This window comes from Arthrobacter sp. SAFR-044, from assembly GCF_059414985.1.
In genome coordinates this window covers 67609-94074 of record NZ_JBPFDN010000014.1, presented here as the reverse complement: position 1 = coordinate 94074, position 26466 = coordinate 67609, and the positions used below count along the sequence as shown (strand labels likewise).

24 protein-coding genes are annotated in these 26466 nt (G+C 67.1%); 13 read left to right on the top strand and 11 right to left on the bottom strand.

Annotated elements, in window-relative coordinates; all coding sequences use genetic code 11:
* Positions 1 to 237 precede the first annotated feature (237 nt).
* Entirely contained in the window at positions 238 to 1734 is a 1497-nt protein-coding gene (dacB, locus tag ACR65J_RS18380) for a D-alanyl-D-alanine carboxypeptidase/D-alanyl-D-alanine endopeptidase (protein WP_440171764.1), read from the bottom strand.
* A 155-nt stretch (positions 1735 to 1889) separates the two neighbouring features.
* Here dacB and ACR65J_RS18375 point away from each other — a divergent pair, with 155 nt between their 5' ends.
* The 3 genes from ACR65J_RS18375 (at position 1890) to ACR65J_RS18365 (ending at position 4638) form a co-directional block, all read left to right on the top strand.
* Positions 1890 to 2378 (top strand): inorganic diphosphatase, encoded by a 489-nt coding sequence (locus tag ACR65J_RS18375; protein WP_440171762.1) that lies wholly within the window; start codon positions 1890 to 1892, stop codon positions 2376 to 2378.
* A 142-nt stretch (positions 2379 to 2520) separates the two neighbouring features.
* Positions 2521 to 3846: a carboxylesterase family protein gene (locus ACR65J_RS18370; protein WP_440171760.1), complete on the top strand. Its 1326-nt coding sequence runs from the start codon at positions 2521 to 2523 to the stop codon at positions 3844 to 3846.
* Between the two features lie 6 nt (positions 3847 to 3852).
* Complete coding sequence (locus tag ACR65J_RS18365) at positions 3853 to 4638, top strand: DUF429 domain-containing protein (RefSeq protein ID WP_440171758.1); 786 nt, start codon at positions 3853 to 3855, stop codon at positions 4636 to 4638.
* A gap of 1 nt (position 4639) precedes the next feature.
* Here ACR65J_RS18365 and ACR65J_RS18360 read toward each other — a convergent pair whose 3' ends face one another.
* Positions 4640 to 7078 carry a phosphoketolase family protein gene (locus ACR65J_RS18360; protein WP_440171756.1) on the bottom strand — a complete coding sequence of 813 codons (2439 nt, stop codon included), beginning with the start codon at positions 7076 to 7078 and terminating at the stop codon, positions 4640 to 4642.
* Between the two features lie 185 nt (positions 7079 to 7263).
* Here ACR65J_RS18360 and ACR65J_RS18355 point away from each other — a divergent pair, with 185 nt between their 5' ends.
* Both ACR65J_RS18355 and ACR65J_RS18350 read left to right on the top strand, forming a co-directional pair.
* Positions 7264 to 9495, top strand: a complete 2232-nt coding sequence (locus tag ACR65J_RS18355; protein WP_440171754.1) for a catalase — start codon at positions 7264 to 7266, stop codon at positions 9493 to 9495.
* 151 nt (positions 9496 to 9646) lie between these two features.
* On the top strand, positions 9647 to 10246 hold the full coding sequence (locus tag ACR65J_RS18350; protein WP_440171752.1) for a hypothetical protein: 600 nt from the start codon (positions 9647 to 9649) through the stop codon (positions 10244 to 10246).
* 66 nt (positions 10247 to 10312) lie between these two features.
* On the opposite strand, the gene ACR65J_RS18345 is transcribed toward ACR65J_RS18350, so the two are convergent.
* Both ACR65J_RS18345 and ACR65J_RS18340 read right to left on the bottom strand, forming a co-directional pair.
* A complete protein-coding gene (locus ACR65J_RS18345) occupies positions 10313 to 10897 on the bottom strand; it encodes a histidine phosphatase family protein (RefSeq protein WP_440171750.1) in 585 nt (194 codons plus the stop codon).
* Between the two features lie 67 nt (positions 10898 to 10964).
* Complete coding sequence (locus ACR65J_RS18340; RefSeq protein WP_440171748.1) at positions 10965 to 11852, bottom strand: HAD family hydrolase; 888 nt, start codon at positions 11850 to 11852, stop codon at positions 10965 to 10967.
* 234 nt (positions 11853 to 12086) lie between these two features.
* Between ACR65J_RS18340 and ACR65J_RS18335 the strand changes: the two genes are divergently transcribed.
* Positions 12087 to 13211, top strand: coding sequence for a hypothetical protein (locus tag ACR65J_RS18335; RefSeq protein WP_440171746.1), 1125 nt, complete (start codon positions 12087 to 12089; stop codon positions 13209 to 13211).
* Here the strand turns inward: ACR65J_RS18335 and serS are convergent.
* Complete coding sequence (serS, locus tag ACR65J_RS18330) at positions 13150 to 14430, bottom strand: serine--tRNA ligase (protein ID WP_440171744.1); 1281 nt, start codon at positions 14428 to 14430, stop codon at positions 13150 to 13152. The genes ACR65J_RS18335 and serS overlap by 62 nt on opposite strands.
* Positions 14431 to 14518: 88 nt before the next feature.
* Here serS and ACR65J_RS18325 point away from each other — a divergent pair, with 88 nt between their 5' ends.
* Positions 14519 to 15616, top strand: coding sequence for a diacylglycerol/lipid kinase family protein (locus tag ACR65J_RS18325; protein ID WP_440171742.1), 1098 nt, complete (start codon positions 14519 to 14521; stop codon positions 15614 to 15616).
* 12 nt (positions 15617 to 15628) lie between these two features.
* Here the strand turns inward: ACR65J_RS18325 and ACR65J_RS18320 are convergent, their stop codons facing one another.
* From ACR65J_RS18320 to ACR65J_RS18310, 3 genes are all read right to left on the bottom strand, one after another.
* Positions 15629 to 15853: a hypothetical protein gene (locus ACR65J_RS18320; protein ID WP_440171740.1), complete on the bottom strand. Its 225-nt coding sequence runs from the start codon at positions 15851 to 15853 to the stop codon at positions 15629 to 15631.
* A 94-nt stretch (positions 15854 to 15947) separates the two neighbouring features.
* Positions 15948 to 16928, bottom strand: coding sequence for a prephenate dehydratase (gene pheA, locus ACR65J_RS18315; RefSeq protein ID WP_440171738.1), 981 nt, complete (start codon positions 16926 to 16928; stop codon positions 15948 to 15950).
* Entirely contained in the window at positions 16928 to 17254 is a 327-nt protein-coding gene (locus ACR65J_RS18310) for a rhodanese-like domain-containing protein (RefSeq protein ID WP_440171736.1), read from the bottom strand. Before ACR65J_RS18310 ends, pheA begins: the two co-directional genes overlap by 1 nt.
* A 209-nt stretch (positions 17255 to 17463) precedes the next feature.
* Between ACR65J_RS18310 and ACR65J_RS18305 the strand changes: the two genes are divergently transcribed.
* The 4 genes from ACR65J_RS18305 (at position 17464) to ACR65J_RS18290 (ending at position 20274) form a co-directional block, all read left to right on the top strand.
* Complete coding sequence (locus tag ACR65J_RS18305) at positions 17464 to 18870, top strand: amidase (protein ID WP_440171735.1); 1407 nt, start codon at positions 17464 to 17466, stop codon at positions 18868 to 18870.
* 168 nt (positions 18871 to 19038) lie between these two features.
* Positions 19039 to 19266 carry a hypothetical protein gene (locus tag ACR65J_RS18300; protein WP_440171733.1) on the top strand — a complete coding sequence of 76 codons (228 nt, stop codon included), beginning with the start codon at positions 19039 to 19041 and terminating at the stop codon, positions 19264 to 19266.
* Positions 19267 to 19417: 151 nt separating this feature from the next.
* Entirely contained in the window at positions 19418 to 19621 is a 204-nt protein-coding gene (locus tag ACR65J_RS18295) for a hypothetical protein (RefSeq protein WP_440171731.1), read from the top strand.
* A gap of 197 nt (positions 19622 to 19818) precedes the next feature.
* Positions 19819 to 20274, top strand: coding sequence for a LapA family protein (locus ACR65J_RS18290; RefSeq protein ID WP_440171729.1), 456 nt, complete (start codon positions 19819 to 19821; stop codon positions 20272 to 20274).
* Positions 20275 to 20341: 67 nt separating this feature from the next.
* On the opposite strand, the gene ACR65J_RS18285 is transcribed toward ACR65J_RS18290, so the two are convergent.
* Genes ACR65J_RS18285 through ACR65J_RS18275 form a run of 3 tightly spaced genes read right to left on the bottom strand, consistent with a single transcriptional unit; the run spans position 20342 to position 24515 of the window.
* Positions 20342 to 21874, bottom strand: coding sequence for a carboxyl transferase domain-containing protein (locus ACR65J_RS18285; RefSeq protein ID WP_440171727.1), 1533 nt, complete (start codon positions 21872 to 21874; stop codon positions 20342 to 20344).
* Between the two features lies 1 nt (position 21875).
* Positions 21876 to 23099, bottom strand: coding sequence for a CaiB/BaiF CoA transferase family protein (locus tag ACR65J_RS18280; protein WP_440171725.1), 1224 nt, complete (start codon positions 23097 to 23099; stop codon positions 21876 to 21878).
* Between the two features lie 45 nt (positions 23100 to 23144).
* Positions 23145 to 24515, bottom strand: a complete 1371-nt coding sequence (locus ACR65J_RS18275; RefSeq protein ID WP_440171723.1) for an SLC13 family permease — start codon at positions 24513 to 24515, stop codon at positions 23145 to 23147.
* Positions 24516 to 24659: 144 nt separating this feature from the next.
* On the opposite strand from ACR65J_RS18275, the gene ACR65J_RS18270 reads away from it, so the two are divergent.
* Positions 24660 to 25358 (top strand): FadR/GntR family transcriptional regulator, encoded by a 699-nt coding sequence (locus ACR65J_RS18270; protein WP_440171721.1) that lies wholly within the window; start codon positions 24660 to 24662, stop codon positions 25356 to 25358.
* A 110-nt stretch (positions 25359 to 25468) separates the two neighbouring features.
* On the top strand, positions 25469 to 26437 hold the full coding sequence (locus tag ACR65J_RS18265; protein WP_440171719.1) for an IS481 family transposase: 969 nt from the start codon (positions 25469 to 25471) through the stop codon (positions 26435 to 26437).
* The last annotated feature ends 29 nt before the right edge of the window (positions 26438 to 26466 follow it).

Genomic DNA, 26466 nt, shown 5'->3' with positions numbered 1-26466 from the left:
CCGGCACAGTGGAAACCACGAAGCATTTTGCCGCACAGGAGCGGCCACTACCTGCACAACCGTTACGGCCCCGCACACCGCGTACGCGGTTCACGGCCGCTCGTGACCATGGAAGAAGGACAGCATGATCCCCTACCGTCCCATCGCTCCCCTGACCGTCGGCCCACGCAAGGGGTGGAAGTCGGTGCTGGCCGCCGTCGTGATGGCCGCGCTGCTTGGGACAACCGCAAGCCCGCGCTAGCGGCAGCCGCAGCCCGCCAGCGCGGTGGCGGCCCGGTCCAGTGCCACCTTATTGCCGGCTGCTCCGGGCGTGAGGCCGTTGCCGATGAAGGAGAACACCAGGAGCCTGCCGTCGGCGTCCACCACATAGCCGCTGAGCGCCAGCACCGTGTTCAGGGTCCCGGTCTTGGCGCGAACCAGCCCGGCACCGCCCGAGGTGGTGGCATCCCCGTAGCGGGTGTCCAAGGTTCCCGACAGCCCGCCGACCGGGAAGCCGTCCAGGGCGGCGCGAAGCCTGGCATCGGCGCCCGTGGTGATGGCCCGCACCACGTCCGTGAATTGGCGGGCCGTAACCTGGTTGCCCATGGCCAGGCCGCACACATCCACCAGCTTCACGGCATCCGGAGTGACCCCCGCGGCCGCAAGTTCCGCCGTGGCTGCGGCCGTGGCGCCGTCATTGCTTCCGGGCCGTCCGGTGGCCAACGCCGCCATCCGGCCCATGGTTTCCGCCAGGTAGTTGTCTGAAACCTGCAGCATCAGGTCCACCTGCTCCGCCACGGTTGCTGACTCCGCGGCGGCGAGGACTGCACCGGTGGTTTGTGCCCCACCGGGTGAACGCTCGACGCCGGCTGCCACCGTCAGTCCCGCCCCGGCACCTGCCGCACGCAGCCGCCCTGCGAACTCCTCGGCCGCAGCCTTTGCCGAATCCTCGGGCCGGGGACCTGTGGTGACGGCGGGATCGAAGCGCGCTGAGTTAAGGGCCAGCGGGTACACCGGAGCGATTTCTCCCGCCTCCACATCTCCGGGCTGCCAGTTGGGATTCAAGGCAGGGCCGGTGAAGAGGGAGTCGTCCACCAGCACCTTGATCTCGCCGGTGGTCCCGGCGGCCTGGAGGGCCTGCACGGTAAGGGCTGCCAGCGTGGCCAGGCCGGCATGGCCCATGGTTTGCCCAGGCCGCGACTCCCCGGCGCCCAGGAGGACGTCGCCGCCGCTCACCAGCACTACCTGCCCGACGGCAGGACCCTGCACCACCTTCGTGGTGAAGCGGTGATCCGGCCCCAGGGTGCGCAGGGCGGCCACGGCAGTCAGCAGCTTGAGGTTCGACGCCGGCACCCGGCCTTCCGCGCCGCCCCGGTCAAAGAGGACCTGGCCCGTGAGCGCGTCCTGCACCATGCCCGTGAAAGTACCGCCGCCGTCGGCCTTCAACACCGGCTCCACCTGGGCCGCCACCACCGCCGGCACGGGCGTCGGGGCGGAGGGCTGCAATGTCGCCAGCACCTGCGGGGCGGAAAGTGTGGCGGGGGCCTGTTGCCAGGAAGGCGGCGTGGGGGCGGGGGCCGGGGCATCAGGACCGCGGAATCCAGGGGCCACCAGCAGGGCTCCCGGGATGGCCAGGACGAGCAGGACCAGCGCTGCCAGTGCCAGTGGCCAAGACGTGCCTGACCCCTTAACCGCACTCCCCCGGCGCCGTGGCGGGCGGGCGCGCAACTGTTCCCCGCCGGTTGAATTGGTCATGCTGGTGCTGGTCCTCAAGTCCTGAAATTTCCCCACAAGTTCCTGATTCCAGGGCCTCTCGCTATATCCTCAATTGTAGTCGGCGGCACCGACACGCTTTTTGTGGGCCCGTCAAGTGTGCCGCGCACCCCCTGCAATTGCCGAGGAGCATTCCCATGAAGCACGACGTGACCATCGAGATCCCCAAGGGATCACGCGTCAAATACGAAGTTGACCACGAGACCGGCCGCGTCCGCCTGGACCGCGTCCTCTTCACCTCCATGCAGTACCCCACGCACTACGGGTACTTCGAGAACACCCTCGGCGAGGACGGCGACCCGCTGGACGCACTGGTACTGCTGCAGGACTTTGACCTGCACCCGGGCGTCATTGTTGAGTCCCGCCCCATCGGCGTCTTCAACATGACCGACGACGGCGGCGGCGACGCCAAGGTGCTGTGCGTTCCGGTTGACGCCCGCTTCGACCACATCCAGGAAGTCAGCGACGTCAGCGAATTCCTGATCAAGGAAATCGAGCACTTCTTCACCCGCTACAAGGACCTGGAGCCGGGCAAGTGGGTCAAGGCCGAAGGCTGGGGCGACCGCGCCGCCGCCGAAGCCGAACTGGAAGCCTCGATCAAGCGCTACGTGCCCACCGGACACTGACACATCCGGCAGGCCGCCTCAGTGCGGCTTCGCCAAGAATCCCCGCCTGCTGGACCAAACCCCGCGTTATGCGCCGGGGAATGGTCCGGGAGGCGGGGATTCCTGTTGTTCGGCCACCGTGAATCTGTGGAATCGTTGGCCTGTGACTTCCGAGCCTTCGTTCAATCCTCCCTGCGGTCCAGTCACCGGTTGGCGGGACGGCGACGTTATCCGCGCCACCGGCATCCCCTATGCCACTGCTGCCCGGTTCCAGCCTCCCTCACCGGCCCCGGACTGGACCGCCGAACTATCCGCCACGTCCCTCTCCCCCGCGTGCCCGCAGGCGCCGGTCCCGTTCCTCGACGACGTCCTGGGCACCCGATATGGCGAGCTTCCCGGCAGCGAGGACTGCCAGAACCTTTCCATCACCATGCCGGGCGACCTCATGCCGGACGAAAAGCTGCCCGTCATGGTCTGGATCCACGGCGGCTCCTACACCACCGGATCCGGGGACCTGGCCATCTTCGACCCCGCACGGCTGGTGGCCGAGAACCGGGTGGTCGTGGTCTCCGTGACGTACCGGCTTGGACTGTTCGGCTTCCTGGCGACGCCGGCAGGACGCCCCGGCAACCTGGGACTCCTGGACCAGCTCGAGGCTTTCCGGTGGGTACAACGGAACATCGCCGCTTTCGGGGGCGATCGCGGCCGGGTCACCGCATTCGGCCAGTCCGCCGGTGGTGACGCCATCGCCCATCTGATGGCCACACCGGAGGCTCCCGCCCTTTTCCAGCGCGCCATCATCCAGAGCGCCCCGCTGGGCATTACCCGTGGCCGGGCGAAGATGAACCACGCCATGGGCATTGCCGCCGACGGCGTCACGGAACAGACGCCCGCCATGGACGTGGTGGCGCTCGAGGCACGGGTCACCCAGGTGGCCAGGAAGTTCGGCATGCTGGCAGCGATGCCGTTTGGCACCCAGTACGGGCACGATCCACTTCCTGAGGAGTCCGGCATTGAAGCTGCGTGGAACCGGACCGCGCCCGCCATTGAGGTCCTGATCGGCCACACTTCGGAGGAGGCCCGCTTGTTCCTCCCCCGCAGTCCCCGCCTGATGGGCCTGGCCAAGATTCCGTTTGTGGGCAAGGCCGCCGTGCGCGCCATCGACTGGGTGGTCACCGTAACCGTCTACGGGCGCGCCACCAGGCGGTTCGCGCGGCGGCATGCCAAGGCAGGAGGCCGCGCATACCGCTACGTCCTGACCTGGCATGCGCCCGGCAACATCTTCGGCGCCGCCCACACCGTGGACCTTCCCCTGCTCCTGGGTACACGGAAGACCTGGGACGGCGTGGGGCTGATCGCCGGTGCCCGCTGGGAGGATGTGGACATGACCGGCAGGGCGCTGCGGTCATTGTGGGCCGGTTTTGCCCGCGGCGACGATCTCGGCGAAGCGGGGGCTGTTGACGACGCCCTCCACTATCGGCGGGTCTGAGCGCACGTGAGAACCCTCGGCGTGGATCTTGCCGCGGCCACGAAGAAGACCGCAGTCGCGGTGATCGAGTGGGAGAGCAGTTCCGGTGGCGGGGAAGCCGGCGCACAACCCTCCGCCCGGCTCGCCCACCTTGCCCTGGACGTTGGCGACCAGGAGATCGTGGACCTGTTCGGGACCTGTGACATGACCGGCGTCGACTGCCCCGTGGGCTGGCCGGACGCTCTGATCCCGTTCCTCACCGGCCACCTGAACAACGATCCGGCCCCCGTCCTTGAACACGACGGCATCGCGGGCCGGCGGCTGCTTGCCTACCGGGACACGGACCGGTTCTGCACTGCCCAAACCGGGCTGATCCCGCTCAGCGTCTCCGCCGACCGGCTGGCCCATCCGGCGATGCGCTGCGCCGTGATCCAGGCGAAAATCGCGGCACAGCACGCCCCCCAGCCCCGGGACGGCTCAGGACGCCTCGCCGAGGTGTACCCGGCGGCATCACTGAAGATCTGGGGCCTCAACGGGCGCGGCTACAAAGGCCGCGGCATCCCCGAAACCGAACGCCTGGGCCTCCTGCTGGCGGCCCTCGAAGAGCAGGCGCCCTGGCTGGACCTGGCCGGGCACCGGGACAGCCTAACCGCTTCGGACGACCTGTTCGACGCCGTCATCGCCTCGCTGACCGCCCGGGCCGTGGCCCGCCGTCGTACGCTCCTGCCCGGTACCGCCCACGCCCAAGCCGCCCGCAGCGAAGGCTGGATCCACCTGCCGTCCTGCACGCTGGACGAGCTGCCGCTGCAGTAAATCAGCCGCCCAGCTTCCAGTTCCGGATCTCCTCCGGGTCCTCGCCGTGGGTCCGGGTGTGCTCGCGCGCCCGATTCCGCCGGTCCTGCAGGTCCTGGCGCAGCAGCGAGTGTTTCTCGGCCAGGCCGGGCACCCGATCAATGGCGTCGATGGCCAGGGTGAACCGGTCGATGCCGTTGAGCATGGCCATGTCGAACGGCGTGGTGGTGGTCCCCTCCTCCTTGTACCCGTGCACATGGAGGCCCTGCTGGTTGGTGCGCCGGTAGGCGAGACGGTGGATCAGCGCGGGGTAGCCGTGGTAGGCGAAGATGACGGGCTTGTCAGCGGTGAAGATGCCGTCGAAGTCGTGGGCGGGGAGGCCGTGCGGGTGCTCACTTTCGTCCTGCAGCCGCATCAGGTCCACGACGTTCACCACGCGCACCTTGAGCCCGGGCGCACCATTGCGGAGCAGTTCCGCAGCCGCCACCGTCTCCACGGTGGGGACGTCACCCGCGCAGGCCAGCACGACGTCGGGCTCCTCGCCGGGCACCTCCGAACCGGCGAACGTCCAGATGCCCAGGCCGCGGTGGCAGTGGTTGGCGGCATCGGCGGGGCCCAGCCAGGTGGGTGAGGGCTGCTTGCCGCTGACCACGATGTTCACGTAGTCCGTCGAGGCCAGGCAGTGCTCCATGACGGACAGCAGGGTGTTGGCGTCCGGCGGCAGGTACACCCGGATGACCTCGGCCTTTTTGTTGACCGCGTGGTCGATGAAGCCGGGGTCCTGGTGCGAGAACCCGTTGTGGTCCTGCTGCCACACGTGTGAGGACAGCAGGTAGTTCAGCGATGGGACGGGCTGGCGCCAGTGCAGTTTGCGGGATACCTTCAGCCACTTTGCGTGCTGGTTGAACATCGAATCAACGATATGGACGAAGGCCTCGTAGCAGTTGAACACCCCATGCCGGCCGGTGAGGAGATAGCCCTCCAGCCAGCCCTGGCACAGGTGCTCACTGAGGACCTCCATGACCCGGCCTGAGCGCGCCAGGTGCTCGTCGACGTCGTCGATCCGGTACTGCCACACCTTGTCGGTGACCTCGTAGACGTTCTGCAGCCGGTTGGACGCCGTCTCGTCTGGACCGAACAGCCGGAAGTTGTCCATGTTCTGCGCGACGACGTCCCGCATCCAGGTGCCGAGCGTGACCATGGGGCTGACGCGGTCCGTGCCCGGGCTGGGAACCTCGACGGCGTGGTCCTGGTACGCGGGCAGTTTCAGTGCGCGCCGGAGCAGTCCGCCGTTGGCGTGTGGCGTGGCACTCATCCGGAAATCACCGGTGGGCGCACCCCGGGCGACGTCGGGCCGGAGCCGGCCGTCACCGTCGAACAGTTCGTTGGGCCGGTACGACTCCAGCCATTCCTCCAGCTGTTTCAGGTGCTCCCCGTTGGTGCGGACCTCGGACAGCGGCACCTGGTGCGCCCGCCACGTGCCCTCCACCTGCAGCCCGTCCACGGTGCGGGGCCCGGTCCAGCCCTTGGGTGAGCGCAGGACGATCATCGGCCAGCGGTGCCCGCCCTCCCCCGCTTCTTCACCGGCTGCGTCCTGCCGGTGCGCATCCTGGATGGCCCTGATATCGGCCAGGCATTGGTCCAGCACGGCCGCGAAATCACGGTGCGCCTGCTCCGTGTCGTCCGGATCCGCCACGGTCACGAAATACGGTTCGTGACCGTACCCGCGCAGCAGCTGCTCCAGCTGGTCCTGCGGCATCCGGGCCAGGACGGTGGGGTTGGCGATCTTGTAGCCGTTCAGGTGCAGGATGGGCAGGACCGCACCGTCAGCCGCCGGGTCCAGGAAGTTGTGCGAATGCCAGCTGGCGGCCAGCGGCCCCGTTTCGGCTTCGCCGTCACCGATCACGACCGCGGTCACCAGCTGGGGGTTGTCGAACACCGATCCGTAGGCGTGGGCGAGGGAATACCCGAGCTCGCCGCCCTCGCTGATGGAGCCGGGGGTTTCCGGGGCCGCGTGGCTGGGGATGCCGCCGGGGTAGGAGAACTGCCGGAACAGTTCGGCCAGGCCGGCCTCGTCATTGCCAACATGGGCATAGATTTCTGAGTACGTTCCCTCCAGCCAGGCGTTGGCGACGACGGCGGGACCGCCATGCCCGGGACCGGCCACAAAGAGCATCTCCAGTGAGTCGCGGCGGATTACGCGGTTCAGGTGGGCGTAGACGAAGTTGAGTCCGGGCGTGGTGCCCCAGTGACCCAGCAGGCGGGACTTGGTGTCCTCAGCCTGCAGCGGCTCGCGCAGCAACGGGTTGGAGCGAAGGTAGATCTGGCCTACCGAAAGGTAGTTGGCGGCCCTCCACCACCTGTCGACGAGCTCGAGTTCGTCCTGCCCGATGCCTTCCTGCCGCACGTCGTCCTGCATCCCATCCTGCGGCTTTACATCCTGTCCTGTGCTGCCGGCCATAACCATCCTCACGTCGGTGTGCCGCTGCAGGCGGCCGTTTCCCCATCGGAACAGATGAAGCGGCAGGCAGGCAAGCCCCGTCGTCGAACCTTGCCTTCCCGACCTTGGGCACCTGTAGGGTACTAAGCAAGCTTAGCTTTCGTTGCGGCGGAGGCCGGGAACATCAATTGTGGGGAGACCAAGACATGCCAGCCGAAGACGACGTTGTAATTCCCGGGGTTCCGTCCAGCGAGCCTCCTGCACTCGAAGAGCCCACCACCCCGCGGGAGCCGCTGCCGCCAAAACCGGACCAGCGCGGTCCTGAAGCGGTGTCCCCCACGGGCAGCCCTACCGGTGCGCCTGCCACCGCCCGGGCCCAGTCCGGCCAGTACCTGACCACGGCCCAGAGCCTTCGGCTACAGGACACGGACCACTCCCTGAAGGCCGGCGCTCGTGGTCCCATCCTGCTGCAGGACCATCACCTGCGCGAAAAGATCACGCACTTTGACCACGAGCGGATTCCGGAGCGTGTTGTCCACGCCCGGGGCGCCGGGGCGCATGGGGTGTTCCGGTCCTACGGGACGGCGTCGAAGGTAACGTGCGCCGGTTTCCTTGCCTCGGACGTCGAAACGCCCGTATTTGTCCGGTTCTCCACCGTCCTTGGCTCCCGCGGGTCCGCGGACGCTGTCCGGGACACCCGTGGGTTCTCCACGAAGTTCTATACGGATGAGGGCACATACGACCTGGTGGGGAACAACATTCCGGTGTTCTTCATCCAGGACGGCATTAAATTCCCGGACGTGGTGCACGCGGCCAAGCCCCATCCCGACCGCGAAATCCCCCAGGCCCAAAGCGCGCACGACACATTCTGGGACTTCGTATCGCTCCACACCGAGGCGCAGGCCCACACCCTGTGGAACATGTCCGACCGCGGCATCCCCCGGTCCTACCGGACCATGGAGGGCTTCGGCGTCCACACCTTCCGCCTGGTCAACGCTGCCGGGCACACCACCCTGGTGAAGTTCCACTGGAAGCCAAAGCAGGGCGTGCACTCGCTGGTCTGGGAGGAAGCCCAGATCATCAACGGCATGGATCCGGACTTCCACCGCCGCGACCTGGCAGACGCCATCGAGGCCGGCGCCTATCCGGAATGGGAGTTGGGAATCCAGACGTTCCCGGACACGGAAGACCAAATGTTCGAAGGCATCGACCTGCTGGACCCCACCAAGTTCATCCCCGAGGAACTGGCGCCGGTACAGCCCATCGGGCTCATGACGCTCAACGCGAACCCCACCAACTTCTTCGCGGAAACCGAGCAGGTGGCGTTCCACCCCGGGCATCTGGTGCCGGGTATCGACGTCACCAACGATCCCCTGCTGCAAGTGCGCCTGTTCTCCTACCTGGATACCCAGATCTCGCGCCTGGGCGGCCCGAACTTCGCGCAGATCCCCATCAACCGGCCACACGCACCCGTGAACGACATGCTCCGCGACGGCATGCACCAGACGGCGGACCATGCGGGCGTTGCGCCATACCGGCCCAATTCACTGGACGGCGGGTGCCCGTTCCTGGCCGGGCAGGACGTCGGGGCGTTCGTGGACGTGCCCGAGGCGGTTGCGGAATCGATGAAGGAACGGCGGAACCCGGCTTCCTTCGACGACCACTACAGCCAGGCCCGGCTGTTCTTCCGCAGCCTGAGCGCGGTGGAACAGGACCACGTAATCCAGGCCTACACGTTCGAGCTCGGCAAGTGCTACGAAACCGCCGTCCGCGAACGCCAGCTCCAGGCCCTAGCCAACATCGACGCCGCACTGTGCCCCGCGGTGGCCGCCGGGCTGGGCATGCCCGCGCCGGAGGCCACCGAGCAGGTCCCGGACCGCGACCCCAGCCCGGCGGTCTCCCAGGTAGGTGATACCTGGCCGGTTGCCGGGCGGGTGGTGGGCATCATTGCCGATTCCTCCAGCGACCTGACGGAGGTGGAGGCCGCCCGCAAAGCGCTCGACGGCGAGGGCATGGTTCCGCTGGTCATCGCACCAACCGGCGGCACGCTTTCCTCGGACGGGCTTTCGGTGACGGTGCAGCGTACGTTCCTCACAGCGCGGTCCACCGAGTTCGACGCACTGATCGTGGCCGGAGGCAAGCAGCCCGCATCTGATGCCTCCGCCGGGCGCGATGCCAAAGCCGGGGAGCCGGTTGGCGCCCCTGATCCACGGGTCGCCCTCATGCTCGCCGAGGCATACCGCCACGCCAAGGCCATCGGCGTGTGGGGTTCCGGCGCGGCAGTTCTTGAGGCGATCGGCATCCAGCAGGAAACGGTTGGCGTTGCTGCCGGCAGCGATGCAGCCTCGGTGACCGCCGAGGTTTCCGGGCTGCTCGCCGCGCACCGCGCCTGGGACCGGTTCCCGGCCACCAGGGCGGCCGTCTCCGTGGACCAGTAGCCGGCGCCACCGCTTCATCCGCCGCTTTTGCCGCCGGGGCCCGCATCGCACCTGATGCGGGCCCTCGGCGTTTCCTGATGTGAAGTGGCGGGTGACTGTTGGCGAAACCGGCAGTTTCGCGGTACCTACTTCCGGGTAGTGTGGACCCAGAATGTACACCCTCACCATCAACCAGACGGACAGCCGGCGCGACGGCGACCAGGTGCCGCAGCTGCTCAAGGCGCTGCGGCACATTCCCGCGCGCCTGGATTTCGACCGGTCGGTGGAGGACGAAGTCCAGGGGATTGTCGAGTGCCCGCACCAGGCGGTGGACGCCGCCCTCATCGCTCTTCGCAGCGGGCACTGGTACGTGGGCATTGGCGCCGGACCGGTGGACGAGCCGCTCCCCAACCAAATCAAGGACGCGTCCGGACACGGGCTGGTCTATGCGCGCCGTGCCGTGGACCGGCTCCGCAGCAGCAAGGAGCGGGTGCCGGTTGCGGTGGAGGGGCCGCTGGCTGATGTTGCCCACGACGCCGAAGCCATCCTGCGGCTGCTGGGCCACATCGTGCGGGACCGCTCAGGCGCGGAATGGCGCGTGCTGGACCTGCTGACCCCTGGAGTCCGCGGCCAGCAGAAGGCGGTGGCGCAGGAACTGGGCATCACCACGCAGGCCGTCAGCAAAGCGGTGGCACGGGCGCAGTGGAATGAAGAACATGCTGCCCGGCCTGCTGCCGCGAGGCTGCTGGCGCTGATCCTCGCGGTGCGCTGACTGCCTTGAGCCACGTCCCGCCGTCGTGCTTTACTGCCGTGGTTGTCCCGGCGCCTTCTTTGGGTCCTAGCTCCCGGTGGCGGCCAGGACCGGCTCGCCGTTGAAGTACTCCAGCTTCCACCCGTCGATCACGTGGTGGTGGGCCAGGTTGAGGGCGGCGTTGTCCACGCTGGCGAGGGTCTGTCCGATGGCGCGGCTGAGGCTGACGCGCAGCAGGGTGCCGTGGGTGACCACCAGGAGCCGCTGGCCCCGGAACTCCTCCGCCAGGGCTTCCAGCGCCGCGAGCCCACGGTCCGCGGCCTCGTCTTCACTTTCGGCGCCCTTGAACCCGCCGGGCACGCGCAGGGCCTCCAACTCGGGGCCGGCCTGCATCCCTTCGGCCGGGCCGAAGCTGCGCTCGGTGAGTTCCGGGACGCGCCGGGCGACCTTGAGGCCGAGCCCTTCGGCGATCAGGTCCGCGGTCTCGGCAGCGCGGCTCAGCGGCGAGGAGACGATGGCGTCCCACTCGTAAGGCTCCAGGATGCCGACGGCGTCCCGCGCCTGGCCGCGGCCGACGTCGTTCAGAGGGATGTCGGTTGCTCCCTGCAGCCGGCGCTCCGCGTTCCAGTCAGTCTGGCCATGGCGGACGAGGGCGAACGTCGTAAGGGTCATGTCCCTATTCTGCCTTGGCTAAGCGGCGTGGCCTGAATCGCGGCAGCGGAGGGTGCCGGTCAGCGCCTTAGAGGAGGCTGCGCAGCACGTGGGCGGCGCCGTCGTCGTGCACAGAGTGGGTGACCTCGTCCGCTGCGGCGACCACTTCTGCCGGGGCCTGCCCCATGGCGACGCCGCGGCCGGCCCAGGTGAGCATTTCGATGTCGTTCCGGCCGTCCCCCACCGCGACAGTCAGGTGTTCTTCGAAGCCAAGCCGGAGCCGGAGGTTTTCCAGGGCGCTGGCCTTGGTCACACCCGCTGCAGCGATGTCCAGCCACGCGGTCCAGCCCACTGAGTAGGTCACTCCCGCCAGGCCCACGTGGTTGATGGCCTCGTTGAACTCCTCGGGCGTGTTTTCGGTGCTGAACACCACCACGCGGACGGCGGTAGCCTCCAGCATGGTGTGGAAGTCGACGCCTACCGCCTCCACGCCGAAGCTGGCATCCTGGAACCGCTCGGTGGAGAGGAAGTTGCCGTCGGCGTCCTCAAGCGCATACTTGGCGGACGGGAGCCGTTCGCGGAGGGCACGCAGGGCAGGTGCGGGATCGAAGGTGGCCTTGTGGATCACTTCGTAGCCGTTGTCCAGTTCGGGGTGGAGCCGGAGGGTCACGCCCCCGTTGCAGCAGACGGCGTATCCACGCTCGATGCCAATTTTCTCGATAATGGGAAGCGTTGCGTTCAGGGAGCGGCCGGTGGCGATCATCACCTCGTGCCCGGCGGCCACGACGGCCTGCGCGGCTTCCCGTACGCCAGGGGACATGTGGCCGTCGTGGTTGACCAGGGTGCCGTCCACGTCCAGGGCGACCATGAACTTCCGATCGACAGCGGTGAAGGCGATGTTGTCCTGGTTGTAGTCTCGATTGTTGTCTCGCCGGTCATCGTTGCCGGCGACTGAGGTTTCAGTCAGCGTTGTCATCCACATAGTGAAGCAGACGTAACTGACACGCGCTAGGACGCGGGCCACAGGTTTATTGAACTGTTGGTTAACACGGCGGTTTTCCACATGGCGCGAAGGCAATCCCCCCGCCGAGGACAAGTCCCCACCGCGTTACGCGGGGATTTGTCCTCGGCAAGGGGAGATCTGGATGGGTTTTCCACATGCGGCATCCTGATTCGCCCTCATTCCGGTCAACCGCTCCAGCATGAATTTATGGAATCGAATGAAGCTGTCCTGGTGCTGGCAAGTAGGCGTCGCGCCCTGACTGGAAACAGCCGGGCGCTAAGCAGGGACTACAAGAACGGCATCGTGGTCAGGGTCCGGGCCGGAGTTTATTTCGGCAAGGCCGCCTGGCTTGGCCTCAAGCCCTGGCAGCGTTACGGGGTCACGATGGCAGCAGTGGCCGCTGCCGATCCGGACACCCTATTCTGCTACCTCACGGCGTTGCGCATCTGGAGTCTTCCCGGCCCGGGAGTCCCAAGCCACGTTCACGTCATCACACTGTCTCCCCATAAAGCGGGAAAGCGCCCGCCAACCACTACTGCCGCACGGGATGCCAAGACAGAGCTCACCGGCATCGAAGACATCCGGAGTTACGGCGTTGCCCGCCACTTTTGGCCGGCCGATGCAATTCGACGCCAGGGTTTTTCCGTTACTTCGCTGCAACAGACAGTGACCGACTGCATCACCAGGCTGGATCTTCCGGACGCCGTGGTGCTGGCAGACGCAGTACTGGACCCGCGCCGCCGCCCCGGCGAGGGACTGACGCGCCAGCAACTGGCTGCGGCAGCAGCCCTGCAGGCCTCTACCGCCAAACGCCGTCGGATGCAGGAGGTGCTGGCCCTCGCTAACGGGGCGTCTGAGTCCGTTGGGGAATCCCGCAGCAGGGCGCTCATTCACATGCTCGGGCTGCCTGCCCCCGTGCTGCAGCAGGTGTTCCAGGACCAGGAAGGCTTCATCGCGCGGACGGACTTCTTCTGGCCTGAGGCCAAGGTGATCGGCGAATTCGACGGCGACGCAAAATATCTGGACGAAGCCCTGCTCGCCGGCCGAAGCACCCAGGAAGCAATTCTGGCCGAGAAGAAGCGCGAAGACCGGCTAAGGGCTCTTGGCTACAAGGTGGTCAGGTGGGACTGGAAGACGCTGTCCACCCCGGACCTCTTGCGCCAACGGCTTACTGCTGCGGGCATCCGGCCACAAAAACCCCGTCCCGTGGACAGGACCCCCGTGCATTACGGGGGGAGTAGTCCACAGGGCGGGGAATTCCGGAAGGACCCTAGAGAACCGGGAGGACCTCGAGGCCACCCAGGTACTTCTGCAGCGCCTTGGGCACGTTGACAGAGCCGTCCGCGTTCTGGTGGTGCTCAAGCAGCGCCACGATCCAGCGGGTGGTGGCCAGGGTGCCGTTCAAGGTGGCCACGGCGCGGGTCCCCTTGGAAACACCCTCCGCGTTCACCACTCGCTCGCGGATGTTCAGGCGGCGGGCCTGGAACGTGGTGCAGTTGGAGGTGGACGTCAGCTCGCGGTAAGCGTTCTGCGTGGGGACCCAGGCTTCGCAGTCGTATTTGCGGGCTGCAGACATGCCAAGGTCGCCGGCCGCGGTGTCGATGACCCGGTACGGCAGCTCGCACTTGGCCAGCATTTCCTCTTCCCAGGCCAGCAGGCGCTGGTGCTCGGCAGCCGCCTCTTCAACAGTGGTGTAGATGAACATCTCCACCTTGTTGAACTGGTGCACGCGGATGATGCCGCGGGTGTCCTTGCCGTGCGACCCGGCCTCGCGGCGGTAGCAGGAGCTCTGGCCCGCGTAGCGGACGGGCCCGGCGGAGAAGTCCAGGATCTCGTCGGCATGGTATCCGGCCAGCGCCACCTCTGAGGTGCCCACCAGGTAAAGGTCGTCTTCGGCGAGACGGTAGATCTCGGCGTCGTGCTTTACATCGAAGCCGGTGCCCTGCATCGTCTCGGGGCGCACCAGGGTGGGGGTGATCATGGGGATGAAGCCGGCCTCGATGGCCTGGTCCATGGCCATCTGCAGCAGTGCCATCTCCAGCCGGGCACCCACCCCCCGCAGGAAGTAGAAGCGCGCTCCGGAGACCTTGGCGCCTCGTTCCATGTCGATGGCGCCGATCAGCTCACCGATCTCCAGGTGGTCCTTCGGCTCAAAGTCAGGGAATTCGCGCGGGGTGCCAACGGTCTTGACTACCACGTAGTCGTCCTCGCCGCCTTCAGGGACGCCGTCCTCCACCAGATTGGGGATGGTGCGCAGCAGTTCTTCCTGCTTGGTCTGGGCCGCATCGGCCTCGGCTGAGGCCGCCTTGACCGAATTGGCCAGTTCCTTGACCTCGGCCAGCAGGGCCTGCTTCTCCTCGCCCTTGGCCTTCGCCACCTTCTTGCCGAACACGTTCTGCTCCGCGCGGAGGTTCTCGAAGCGGAGCAGGGCGGCACGGCGAGCGGAATCCGCGGAGATGATCGCGTCCACCACTGATTCGTCCGCGCCGCGGGCGCGCTGGCTGGCACGGAACTTGTCCGGGTTTTCGCTGAGGTCTTTTACGTCGATCACCAGACAAGGGTATCCAATTCACTGCACGACGGCGGGCGTGCGGCTCCGTGCCGCGGCCCACCGTGCGCCGGGCTACTGTTGAAGCACCATGAGCGACTGGATTCTCTACCTGCTGATTGCGGTGGCGCTTGCCTTCGCCACCTCCAGCTGGTGGGGGGTGCGTCGCCTCAAGGCCCTGCATATGCGCAGCGCGGTAGCCGGCGAAGCCTACGACTCAGGGCTGGCGCAGCAGCGGGTGGCCGTCGTCCTGAATCCCATTAAGGCGCGGGCCGACGAAGCCAGGGGAATGATCCACAGGGCCTGCCTGGCCGCCGGCTGGGAGGAACCGGTCTTTTTCGAGACGACGGCGGAGGACCCCGGCTTTTCACAAATGCAGGCTGCGTTGGCGGGCAAGCCCGACGTCGTCCTGGTGGGCGGCGGCGACGGCACCGTCCGCGTGGTGGCTGAGGCCCTCGCGCACACCGACGTTGCCATGGGCCTGATCCCGTTGGGGACGGGAAACCTGCTGGCCCGGAACGTGGACCTGGATGTAAACGACCTCCACAGCAACGTGCAGACAGCACTTTTCGGCCGCCAGCGGTACATCGACACCGCCCGGATGGCCATCGAGAACTCACGCACAGGCCACTACTCGGAGCACGTCTTCCTGGTGATCGCCGGAATCGGCATGGACGCCGAAGTCCTGGCCGACACCAATGCGGGGCTGAAGAAAGCCGTGGGCTGGCTCGCCTACACGGAGGCAGGCGTGCGCCACCTGCCCGGCCGGCGGAAGAAGGTTTCCATCACCATGGATGGCAGCCCGGAGCAGGTCCGCAACATCCGCAGCGTGCTCTTCGCCAACTGCGGACTGGTCCCCGGCGGCATCGATTTCATCCCGCAGGCCATGATCGACGACGGCATGCTCGACGTCGTGGTCATGAGCCCCCGCAGCGCCCTGGGCTGGCTGCTGATGTACGTGAAGATCATGTTCAAGCACAGCGGAAAGCTGCCCATCATGACCGTTTACCGGTCAGTCAAGGTAGTCATCAAGTGCCCCGAACCCATGCCCACGCAGCTCGACGGCGACACGGCAGGGGAAGCCACACAGCTGACGGTTCAGGTGGAGCCCCGGTCACTCCTGGTCAGGGTAAAAAGAGAGGTACAGGACAGCGGTCCGGTGCAGGGCAGCCCACGCACCGTGCGGTAACGGGCACCGGCGTCAGGACCCGGCCTTCTTGCCTTCCTCAGCGCCGGGTTTCGCGTCCGCGTGGGCTTGTTTGGCAGCAGCATGGGCCTCGGACTGCTCGCGGATCATCGCCTGCTCCTCTTCGAAGCGCAGGCGGTCAGCACGGTCGGCGTCGTCCCCGTCCCAGTCCTGGTTATCGCCCGTGGGCTTGGGATTGACGATCATCCCCTGGCCGTCGTTCTCAGTGCTGCTGGTCATGACCCGCTCCCTTCATCAGGGGCCATACCCCGTGTGGATCAGGCAAGCATACGCATTGTCCACAGCCCGCGGAAGTACTTCCGAAGGCATTTACCTACGCTTTGGGCGAAGCCCCGGAACCGCTTTCACCTGCGGAGGATTCCGCTGCGAGTATGGATTCCACCCAGGTCCGGGCGGCCGTGAAAGCCTCATCGGACGTATGCGCCGGCACCAGCGTGGCCTGCTTGTCCGCCCTGGCATACGAGCCCAGGAAGCGGGTGCCGGGACTGATGCGGTGCAGCCCCGCCAGCGCGTCAGCGACCCTCGCTTCGCCGGCGTGGCCGTCTGCGTCGATGCTGAAGAAGTAGTGGCCCAGATATTGGCCCGTAGGGCGAGATTCAATTCTGCTGAGGTTGACACCGCGGCTGGCGAACTGGTCCAGGATCTCCATCAGGGCGCCGGGCCGGTCCTCCGGAAGCGGGACCACGACCGTGGTCTTGTCTGCACCGGTGCGCGGCGGCAGCCTTCCCGGCCGGCTGACCAGGATAAAGCGCGTCACCGCGCCGGGATTGTCCCCGATGTTCTCCGCCAGGACCGACAGCCCCGAATGTTCCCTGGCCACCAGCGGGGCGCAGATCGCCGCGTCGTAATGGCAGTCCCCGTCCAGGAGACCCAGGGCCGAGGCGGCAGTTGAGGAACCGGGAACGTATTCCGCCTCCGGTATATTATGGTCCATCCACAGGCGGCACTGTGCCCAAGCGTGACCGTGCGTCGATACCCGCCGCACGTCCTCCAACCGGACGCCGGGCCGGGCTACCAGGACAAAGCTGATGGGTACCAGGACCTCACGGACAATCCGCAGTTCCTGGCCTGTAGCGATGGCATCCAGGGTGGCCGTGACGCCGCCCTCCACCGAGTTCTCGATGGGGACCATCGCGGCGTCAGCGGATCCACCGCGCACCTTGTCAAGCGCGGCATTGACGTTCGAGGCCGGAAGCCGGACTGCTTGAAGGGCGTCGGGCACCTCCAGCAGGGCGGCCTCGGTGAACGTTCCTTCCGGACCGAGGAAGGCGTAGGTGCGGGACGCGCCGGGCACTAAAGCACCAGCGGCTTGAGCCCGTTGTCCGAGACAAGGGGCTTGCCGGATTCCAGCCACTGGTCCATTCCCCCGGACACGTTGATGGCGGTATATCCCTGGCCAGTAAGCCATTGGGCAACGCGGAAGGAGCGGCCGCCCGTCCGGCAGATCACATAGACGTCCTCGTCCGGATCGAGTTCGTCCAGCCGGGCCGGGATCTGTTCCATGGGGATGTGGACAGCACCTTCAGCATGGCCGGCAACCCACTCGTAATCCTCCCGGACGTCCAGGATTACGGCGTCGGCGGGGACGTCATGGACGGGGACGGTGTCGAAATCGCTCATCGGAGTCCTGTCTTGGCGGTCTGGCAGATCAAAGTCAGGTTTAAGCCTAGCCCTTCCCCTCCGCTCCGCCCGGAACACATCCAGAAATAGGGGCGGGTTAGGCTGGGGAAGTCCCGAGGAGGTTTCGATGTCCCAGCAGCTGACCGCCCTTTCCCCACCACCAGCACGCGCCAGCTGGAACGCCGGGCTGCAGCCAAAAGGCTGCCACCGTGCCTGAGCTCCACGAACTCCCCGCAACTGCCCTGCGGGACCTCCTGCACAGTGGAGCGGTGTCTTCCACCGACGTCACTTCCCACTTCCTGGACCGGATCGGGCGGCAAAACCCCCTTCTGGGAGCCTTTATTACGGTGACGGCGGACCAGGCCATGGATCAGGCCCGGGCGGCGGATGGCCTGCGCTCCCGCTGCGACGCCGATGACCTGCCCCCGCTGCATGGCATGCCGATCGCCTTCAAGGACCTCACCGACGTCGCGGGTGTAGTGACCACTCACGGCAGTGCCGCACTGGACCACAAACCAGCCCCCGCCGATACTCCCCTCGTGGCCCTGTTCAAGGATGCCGGCGCGATTTCGCTGGGCAAGACCCAGGTGCCCGAATTCGGACTGACGGCCTACAGCGAGAACCGCATCGCACCGCCGTCGCGCAATCCCCACGCACCCAGCAGGAGTTCCGGAGGGTCCTCAGGCGGCAGCGCGGCCGCCGCGGCGGCAGGGTTGCTGCCCTTCGCCCCCGGAACCGACGGCGGCGGGTCAGTCCGCATACCCGCCGCGGCGTGTGGACTGGTGGGACTGAAGCCGGGACGTGGACTGGTGGCAGCCGGGGAAAGTGCCGGGGACCCCGCGCGGCTGGTGGTGCCGGGCCCCCTTGCGCGCAGCGCGGAAGACGCCGCACTGATGATGGATGCGCTGGCGCCGGGGAACCGGTACCTGGCCGCCATCGAGCAGGAGCCGCCGCGGCTGCGGATCGGCGTCACGCTGGACAGCCCTTGGTCAACCACGTTTCCGTTCACGCCGGACCCGGAAGCCCTGGACGCGCTCCGGGCCGGTGAAACGCTGCTGGAGCAGGCCGGCCATACCCTTGGTGACGCTGCCGTCCGTTATGACAACCGGTACCCGGACGCCTTCACCACCGCCTGGACTGCGGGGGTGGGCGCCGCCAGGATCAGTCCCACTCGGGAAGCGCTGCTGGCGCCCCTCACCCGGACCTTCCGCCGGCGCGCCCAGCAGCGCAGCCCGGCGAAACTTGCGGAGGCGCTGGCATTCCTGCGGCAGTTCCAGCACGACACCGTGGCGCAGTACGGGCAGTGGGACCTGATGCTGATGCCCGCGCTGGCGCAGACCCCCCGGCCGGTGGGCTGGTTCACCGGGACCGCGCACGGCAGCGACCGGTGGCCGTCGGCCCAGTGGCCGGGAGATGCCGACGGCGACTACCGGAAACAGTGCGAATACGCCCCGTGGTCCTCAATGGTGAATGTGTGCGGACTTCCGGCCATCACCATTCCTGTTCATTGGACCGGCGGTGCCGCCGGGAATGGACTTCCGATGGGAATCCAGCTGGTGGGTCCCATGGGATCGGAAGCACTCCTGCTGCAGGTGGCGCACCAGCTGGGGTACTAGGCCAGTTTGGGTACAGGCCGGTCAAGGTATGTGCAGGCACCGGCCCGGTTGCTGTTGTTGACCTGAACCTAACATCGGATTAACCCGCCCGTAACCCCCGCGGCGCAGACTGGAAAAGCACCCTTCAGCACCCCCTTCGCCGTCCGCCCGATGAGGAGTTGCCACACCATGAACGCCGAAAACCCGGCCACAAGCCCCGGAACCACCGACATCTCAGAGGATGACCGGCCGGACCTCAGCAACTCCAACGTCCGGGAGGACCTGGCCCTGGCCGGCCGCTGCGCACTGGTCCACCTGCCCACGGGCCGGACCTGCCTTCTCCCCCTCCGCCATCAGGGACCCTGCGAGTTCCACCGCCCGCAGGAGGCGCAGGACGTAGTGGCCAACGGCAACTGACAGGCTGCACCGTCCCGCCCGCCGTCCCTGCCACCTCATACCTCCCTGCCCGGCGCCCTCCCGACTCACGCCGGCCCGCCGTTGTCGCGGTCTCGACTCCAGCGCCGGGCAGGAGGACGATTAAAGGGCAGTCACCTTGAGGAGGTCTGTGATGTGCTACGCATCAAGCAAGGACTTCGGGTGGGGCGCAAAGAAAGAGACCAAGCGCCGGCCTGAAGCGGAACCGGAAACCCCTGCGGAGACGCCCGGGGAGCCGGTCAAGGCACAGGAATTTACCTTCTGGGCCTTCCCCAACTGGCGCAGGACTCCTGCGCCGCGCACCCCCTCCGCCGAAAAGAGCAGGGAGAGGGTCTGACACCGGGCCAAACACCCCGGCAAGAGTCAAAGGAGGGGTCCCCGCACGGGGATCCCTCCGCCATGTCAGCCCCTCCCGCCACCTGTTCCCGGTGCAGCGACGGCCCGTGAAGGGCGCCCTTGTCGTTGTGCTCCGGCAAGACTGGCGTCTATGGTTGAACAATAAGCATGCTTAGCATTCTGGGAAAGGGGACGAGCATGAGTGCAGGACAGTACACACCGGGACCGGACCGCCGGCCCGAAACGGAAGCCGGCCCGACGCCGTCGAACGCGGCGCAGCCCTCAATGGACCGGGCAGCGACCTATGGCAATGCCCCGTCCTATTCGCCGGGGGCGCCGGGGACACCTGCCACCGGAGCGGCCCCCTCACCCACGGCCGGCCGTGCCCCGGAGCGCAAGGTCACACGCGCCGGAGTCATCTGGGCAGCAGTGGTGGCCGCCCTGGTGCTCCTGATCCTGCTGATCATCTTCATCCTGCAGAACCAGGAGCTGGTCCTGGTGAAGTTCCTGGGCTTCGAGGGCTCCGTCCCGCTGGGCATGGCACTGTTCATCGCTGCCGTGACCGGCGGCGTCCTGGTGGCCGCGGCGGGCGGCGCGCGCATCCTGCAGCTCCGCAGGAACACCCACCGGTCCGGGACGCAGCAGCGGAGGTAGAACCAGGGAGAAGGGGGCCGCAGCCATGCGCCGCGGCCCCCTGGTTGCGCTGAGGCAGGAAGTACTCCTAGCGGGCGCCCAGGGTTGCGAATTTCCGGGCGCGGGCAGTCACCAGTTCAGGTACGGGAATGCCGGCCACCGAAGCCAGTTCGTACTCGATGGCCCGCGCCATCCGGGTGCAGAACTCGCGCGGCTCCAGTGAAGCATCGCCGCGTTCATCCACGATGTGGTCCACCAGTCCGCTGGCATACAGCGCGGCGACGTCCACGCCCTGCGCCTCGGCCATGGCCGGCGCGAACGCGGTGGTGCGGTGCACGATGGCGCTGGCGCCCTCCGGAGGCAGCGGGGAGAGCCAGCTGTGCTGGGCGGCGATGGTCCTGTCCGCGGGCAGCAGCGCCAACGCCCCTCCCCCGGCTCCCTGGCCAAGCAGCACGGAAACCGACGGCGATTCGAGCCCGATCAGTTCGTGCAGCGAGCGCGCAATTTCCCCGGCAAGCCCGCCCTCCTCCGCTTCCTGGGAGAGCGCAGCACCGGCAGTGTCAATGACGGTGAGCAGCGGCAGCCGCAGTTCCTCCGCCAGCTTCATGCCCCGGCGCGCCTCGCGCAGCGATCCGGGACCCATGCCGGCCGCGTCCTTCCGCAGCGGGCGCGCATGTCCCAGTACGATGCAGGGCTGGGTGCCGAAGCGGGCGAGCGCCAGCAGCAGGCCCGGGTCCTTTTCCCCCTGCCCGGTTCCGTTGAGGGGCAGCGCGTCCGTGGCGCCGATCTTCAGGAGCTGGCGCAGGTCCGGCCGCCGCTGCCGCCGGGAAATCTCGATCGAGGTCCAGGCATCAGCGGTTGAGGGCCTGATGTCCAGCGTCTCGGGTGGGGCGGGCAGGCACCCCGGCAGCGTTCCGCCTCCAGCACTGCCGTTCGCGGCCAGGATGTCCAGCGCCCGGCCCACCAGGTCGGCCAGGTCTTCGGGTTCCACCACGCCGTCGATCAGTCCCTTGCTGAACAGGTTCTCCGCCACCTGCACGTTCTCCGGGAACGCTTCACCGTACAGTGCCTCGTACACCCGCGGGCCCAGGAAGCCCAGCAGGGCACCCGGCTCGGCCACGTTGATGTGGCCTAAAGACCCCCAGGACGCCATGACGCCGCCCGTGGTGGGGTGCCGCAGGTAGACAAGGTAGGGAAGGCCCGCCTGCCGGTGCGCCCGGACTGCGCCGGTGATTTTCACCATGGAGAGGAACGCGAGCGTCCCTTCCTGCATGCGGGTGCCGCCGGACGCAGGACCAGCCAGCAGTGGCAGCCCTTCGGCAGTGGCGCGTTCGACGGCGGCAACAATCCTCTGCGCCGCCGCGTGACCTATCGAGCCGGCGAGGAAAGAGAATTCGCTGACGATCAGCGCCACGCGGCGGCCGCGGATGAGCCCCGCGCCGGTGATGACGGATTCATCGGCACCGCTGCGTTCGCGCGCCCGGACCAGGTCGCGGGCGTACTCTTCAGACAGCATCGGCTGTTCAGGCTCCTTGTCCCAGGAGATGAACGACCCCGGGTCCACCACGGCCTCGAGGAGCTCGGTAGCGTTCATGTGCCGCACCTTTTCCGCCGTCGCCACGCTACTGTGCCCCCGGAGCGGCAGTGGCGCCGGCAGCAGTGAGGCCCAACCACTCCCGGATCGCCGGCCCGTCTTCATTGAGCAGCGGTGGCGCGTCGTGTTCGGTCAGGGTGGTTTCCGCGGCATCACCGGGAGCGAAGAACCGCAGCGGCGGCCCGGGCAGGCTTACTTTTCCGAGCAGCGGATGCTGTACATCCACCACGAGCCCCTGGGACGCCACCTGCTCCCAGCCGTACACCTCATCCAGTGAGCGGACCTTGCCTGCCGGGATCCCGGCGTCGTTCAGTTTTTGCAGCAGCTCCACCGCACCGTACTCCGAAAAGGCGCGTTCGACGGCGGCAATCACCTCGCCGCGGTTCCGCACCCTTTCGGCGTTGCTGGCGAAGCCCGGAGCAGCCGCATCCAAGCCAAAGGCCGCGGCGAATGATTGCCAGAGCTTCTCGCTGCCCACGCTGATCTGCACGCTCCCGTCCTTGCAGTTGAACAGGCCGTAAGGGGCGATGGACGGGTGGTGGTTGCCCTGGGCCTGCGGAACTTCACCGGCAACGGTGGCCCTGGTGCCCTGGAAGGCGTGGACCCCGATCAGTGATGCCAGCAGCGAGGTGCGGACCACCTTGCCCTGGCCGGTCCGGTTCCGCTCAACGAGGGCCGCGAGGACGCCGAACGCCCCGTTCATGCCGGAGAGCAGGTCGGCAATGGGAACGCCCACGCGCTGGGGGTCGTCCGGGCCGGAGCCGGTAAGGGACATCAGGCCGGCTTCGCCCTGCAGGATCTGGTCGTAGCCGCTGCGCTGGGATTCGGGGCCGTCGTGGCCGAAGCCCGTGATGGACAGAATCACCAGGCGGGGGTTGATTTCATGCATCGCCGCGGTGGAGAAACCCAGCCGGTCCATGACGCCGGGCCGGAAGTTCTCGATCACCACATCCGCCCGTTCCAGCAGCCCGCGCAGCACCGCCTGGCCGTCTTCGCTCTTCAGGTCCAGGGTGATGGATTCCTTGTTGCGGTTGCAGGACATGAAATAGGTGGACTGCAGGTCATCTTCGGGACCGACAAAGGGCGGCCCCCAACCCCGGGTGTCATCGCCCGTACCGGGGTTCTCCACCTTGATGACGCGGGCCCCGAGGTCCGCCAGCATCATGCCGGCGTGCGGTCCGGCCAGGGCGCGGCTGAGGTCGACGACAAGGTGTCCGGCCAGGAGGCCTTGGGAAGTTTCGGCGGTGCTCATGTGCTGGGTTTCCTTTCGTAAGTACGGCGGCGGATGCGGTGGCGGCTAGAGCCAGCCGGGGACCACCAGCGCCAGCCACGCCAGGACCGGTCCTGCCACGATGACGATGCCGCTGTAGCCGAGGATCCGCTTGTAAAACTTGTCCTTGTCCACACCCTCCGGGGCGTTGGCCAGCACCAGGGCGCCGTTGGTGGAGAAGGGCGAGACGTCAACGATCGTGGCGGAGACGGCAAGGGCGCAGATGACGCCGACGGCGCCGATCTCGCCGGTGGACAGGAACGGGACGGCCAGCGGGATGAGGGCCGCAAGGATGGCCGTGGAGGAGGCAAAGGCGGACACCACGGCGCCGATGAAGCAGATGATGAGGGCTGCCAGCAGCGGCATTCCCATTCCGGCCACGCCGCTGGACACGAACTCGATGGTGCCGGCTTCCTCCAGCACGCCGACGAAGGTCAGCATGCCGCAGATGAGCAGCACAGTGGACCAGCTGATCTTGTTGATGGCACCCTTCTGGGCGGCGGGCGATACGAGGGCCAGCACGATCGCGATGGTGATGGACACGAAGCCGACGTCCATCTTGAAACCGAGGGCCACGACAGCCAGCACGACCAGGCCGGCGATGGTGACCAGCTGCGGGATCCGGTCCTTGCGCTCCTTGGTGGCGGCAATACCGTCGCCGGCGGGGTCGCGGGGGCCGTACATGCCGGAGCCGAATCCCTTGAACGGGACGTCGCCGCCGGCGGCCTTGGCACCGACGCTAACGGACATGCGGGCTTCTGCTGCCTGCTCCACGAAATGCCCCACTTTGGAGGAAAGGAGGTTCTTACCGCCCAGGACAACGAACAGCACCAGCGCAATAACAAAGTTGAAGATGAGGCTTGAAAGGAAGAGCGCGGTCGGGCTGAAGGCAAGGTCGGTCTTGGCCAGGATGCCGTTGACCGTGACGCCGTAGACCGCGATGGGCGAGAAGCCGCCAGCCTGCGCACCGTGGATCACCATCATGCCCATCAGCAGCGGGCTGATCTTGTACTTACCCGCAAAGCTCAGGGCGATGGGGGCAATGATGGCGACGGCGGCGGGAGACAGTGCGCCGACGGCCGTGATGACGGCGGTGATGGCGAACATGACCCAGGGGATGAGGGCAACACGGCTGCCCACCAGGCGCACAGCGCCCCGGACCAGCAGGTCGATGGTGCCGTTGTTCTGCGCGATGGCGAACAGGTAGGTGACGCCGACGATCGTGAGGAAGAGGCCACCGGGGAAGTTGGCCAGGATCTCGTTGGTGGACATGCCCAGCACCACGGCGCCGAGCAGGAAGGCGCCCACAAAAGCGAGCGCGCCCATGTTCAGGGGCAGGACGGTGGCGAGCAGGAACATCGCCGCCAGGATGATGATGGACAGGACTGGAGCGGACATCGTTGGTCCTCCGTTAGGGGAAGCTAGGGGGAGCGAAAGTGTGACATGAGTTACTGGCTCACTGGACTAGCCTCTTAGACAGTGAGTCTATCTGTCAATACCGGAAGCAGGTATTCTGGTCCGGTACGTCCAAGGGAGGGCTTTGTGGAGAAGACAGCACGGCAGGGCCTGGAGCGGGTATCGCGTCCGCGCCTTTATGAGCAGCTGGTGGAGCAGATCCTCGCCTACATCGAGTCCGCGCAGCTCAAGCCCGGCGACCTCCTCCCGGCGGAGCGGGACCTCGCCGAGCGGCTTGGCGTTTCCCGCGCCACCCTGGCCCAGGCCCTGGTGGCCCTTGAAGTGCTTGGCGTGATCGACGTGCAGCACGGTACAGGCGCCGTCCTGGCGCGTCGGCCCAGCGTGGCCTCAGTGGTCAAGGGCCTTCGCGAGCACCAGAGCCGCCTGCCGGAGATCGTGGAGGCCCGCAGCACCCTGGAAGTGAAGCTTGCCGCCCTTGCCGCGGAACGCCGTACGGACCAGGACCTCGCCGCCATCGACAACGCCCTGGACGTCATGGCACGGGAAATCGGCGATGGAGACCGCGGCACCCAGGGCGACGAACTGTTCCACCAGGCCATCACCGCCGCAGCCCATTCCTCCGTGCTGGCGCAGCTTATGGCCTTCATCGCCGAAATGATCCTGGAAACCAGGATGGAGTCCCTGGGCCAGCCCGGGCGGCCTGAGCAGTCCCTTGCCTCGCACCGCAAGATCGCCGATGCCGTCCGGGCACAGGATTCGGCGGGCGCGGCGAACGCGATGCTGGCCCACATCGAGCTTGTCTCCGACGTGGAACTGCTCCGCTAGCTGTATTGACCACAGACGTTGATGACGTTCGGCGTGGTTTGGTGACATGAAGAGGACCTCCGGGTGGAGTGGGGCTTGTCTAGAGTCCAATTCCACGCACGGAGGTCTTCATGTCCCACCCTAACGCTCTTCTGACCCCTCGTGGCCGGCTGCAGCTTGCGCAATGTGTCGTTGATCAGTGCTGGAGTCTGCGCCGGGCCGCGGAACGCTTCCAGGTCTCAGTCCCGACTGCTGCCCGTTGGGCGCGGCGCTACCGCGAGCACGGTCCGGCCGGGATGGAAGACCGCTCCAGCCGCCCGCATTCTTCTCCCCGGCGGACAGCAATGCGGACGGAGCGGCGGATCATCGCCATCCGCGTAAACCGCCGGTGGGGGCCGGCAAGAATTGGATATCTGCTGGGCATCCACCCCTCTACCGTGCACCGGGTGCTGTCCCGTTACCGGCTGGCGAAACTGGCCTGGCTTGACCGTGGCACCGGACGAGTGATTCGCCGCTACGAACACGAGAAGCCCGGGGACTTGGTCCATGTGGACATCAAGAAACTCGGCCGGATTCCGGACGGTGGCGGGCACAGGGCCTTCGGCAGGGCCGCCGGCTGGCGCAACAGAACCGGCTCCGCAGCGAACCGCCGACCGGGGTACCACTACCTCCACAACGCCGTCGATGACCGCTCCAGACTCGCGTACACCGAGATCCTGTCCGATGAGAAGAAAGAAACGGCGGCCGGTTTCTGGGAACGCGCCAACACCTTCTTTGAATCCCGCGGCGTCAGCGTTAAACGGGTTCTGACGGACAACGGCCCCTGCTACCGCTCCCACGCCTTCAAAGACGCTCTTGGCCCGGACATCAAGCACAAATACACCCGCCCGTACCGTCCTCAGACCAACGGCAAGGTCGAGCGCTACAACCGCACCCTGCTCGACGAATGGGCCTACGCCCGCCCCTACCAATCAGAGGCAGAGCGTGTTGCCGCTTTCCCCGCCTGGCTGCACCACTACAATCACCACCGAGGCCACACCTCACTTCAAGGTCAGCCACCAGCAAGCCGCGTCACCAACCTCTCAGGTCAATACAGCTAGCAGCCGCCGACCGGCTTCGCGGCGACGAC

Excerpts from the sequence above, each read along its gene's own strand:
- ACR65J_RS18340 (WP_440171748.1), bottom strand. The coding sequence starts at position 11,852 with ATGACAACGCTGACTGAAACCTCAGTCGCCGGCAACGATGACCGGCGA.
- dacB (WP_440171764.1), bottom strand. The coding sequence starts at position 1,734 with ATGACCAATTCAACCGGCGGGGAACAGTTGCGCGCCCGCCCGCCACGG.
- ACR65J_RS18360 (WP_440171756.1), bottom strand. The coding sequence starts at position 7,078 with ATGGCCGGCAGCACAGGACAGGATGTAAAGCCGCAGGATGGGATGCAG.
- ACR65J_RS18295 (WP_440171731.1), top strand. The coding sequence starts at position 19,418 with ATGTGCTACGCATCAAGCAAGGACTTCGGGTGGGGCGCAAAGAAAGAG.
- ACR65J_RS18275 (WP_440171723.1), bottom strand. The coding sequence starts at position 24,515 with ATGTCCGCTCCAGTCCTGTCCATCATCATCCTGGCGGCGATGTTCCTG.
- ACR65J_RS18300 (WP_440171733.1), top strand. The coding sequence starts at position 19,039 with ATGAACGCCGAAAACCCGGCCACAAGCCCCGGAACCACCGACATCTCA.
- ACR65J_RS18265 (WP_440171719.1), top strand. The coding sequence starts at position 25,469 with ATGTCCCACCCTAACGCTCTTCTGACCCCTCGTGGCCGGCTGCAGCTT.
- ACR65J_RS18290 (WP_440171729.1), top strand. The coding sequence starts at position 19,819 with ATGAGTGCAGGACAGTACACACCGGGACCGGACCGCCGGCCCGAAACG.
- ACR65J_RS18310 (WP_440171736.1), bottom strand. The coding sequence starts at position 17,254 with ATGAGCGATTTCGACACCGTCCCCGTCCATGACGTCCCCGCCGACGCC.
- ACR65J_RS18355 (WP_440171754.1), top strand. The coding sequence starts at position 7,264 with ATGCCAGCCGAAGACGACGTTGTAATTCCCGGGGTTCCGTCCAGCGAG.
- ACR65J_RS18350 (WP_440171752.1), top strand. The coding sequence starts at position 9,647 with ATGTACACCCTCACCATCAACCAGACGGACAGCCGGCGCGACGGCGAC.
- ACR65J_RS18325 (WP_440171742.1), top strand. The coding sequence starts at position 14,519 with ATGAGCGACTGGATTCTCTACCTGCTGATTGCGGTGGCGCTTGCCTTC.
- ACR65J_RS18375 (WP_440171762.1), top strand. The coding sequence starts at position 1,890 with ATGAAGCACGACGTGACCATCGAGATCCCCAAGGGATCACGCGTCAAA.
- ACR65J_RS18345 (WP_440171750.1), bottom strand. The coding sequence starts at position 10,897 with ATGACCCTTACGACGTTCGCCCTCGTCCGCCATGGCCAGACTGACTGG.
- ACR65J_RS18335 (WP_440171746.1), top strand. The coding sequence starts at position 12,087 with ATGGAATCGAATGAAGCTGTCCTGGTGCTGGCAAGTAGGCGTCGCGCC.
- ACR65J_RS18280 (WP_440171725.1), bottom strand. The coding sequence starts at position 23,099 with ATGAGCACCGCCGAAACTTCCCAAGGCCTCCTGGCCGGACACCTTGTC.
- ACR65J_RS18320 (WP_440171740.1), bottom strand. The coding sequence starts at position 15,853 with ATGACCAGCAGCACTGAGAACGACGGCCAGGGGATGATCGTCAATCCC.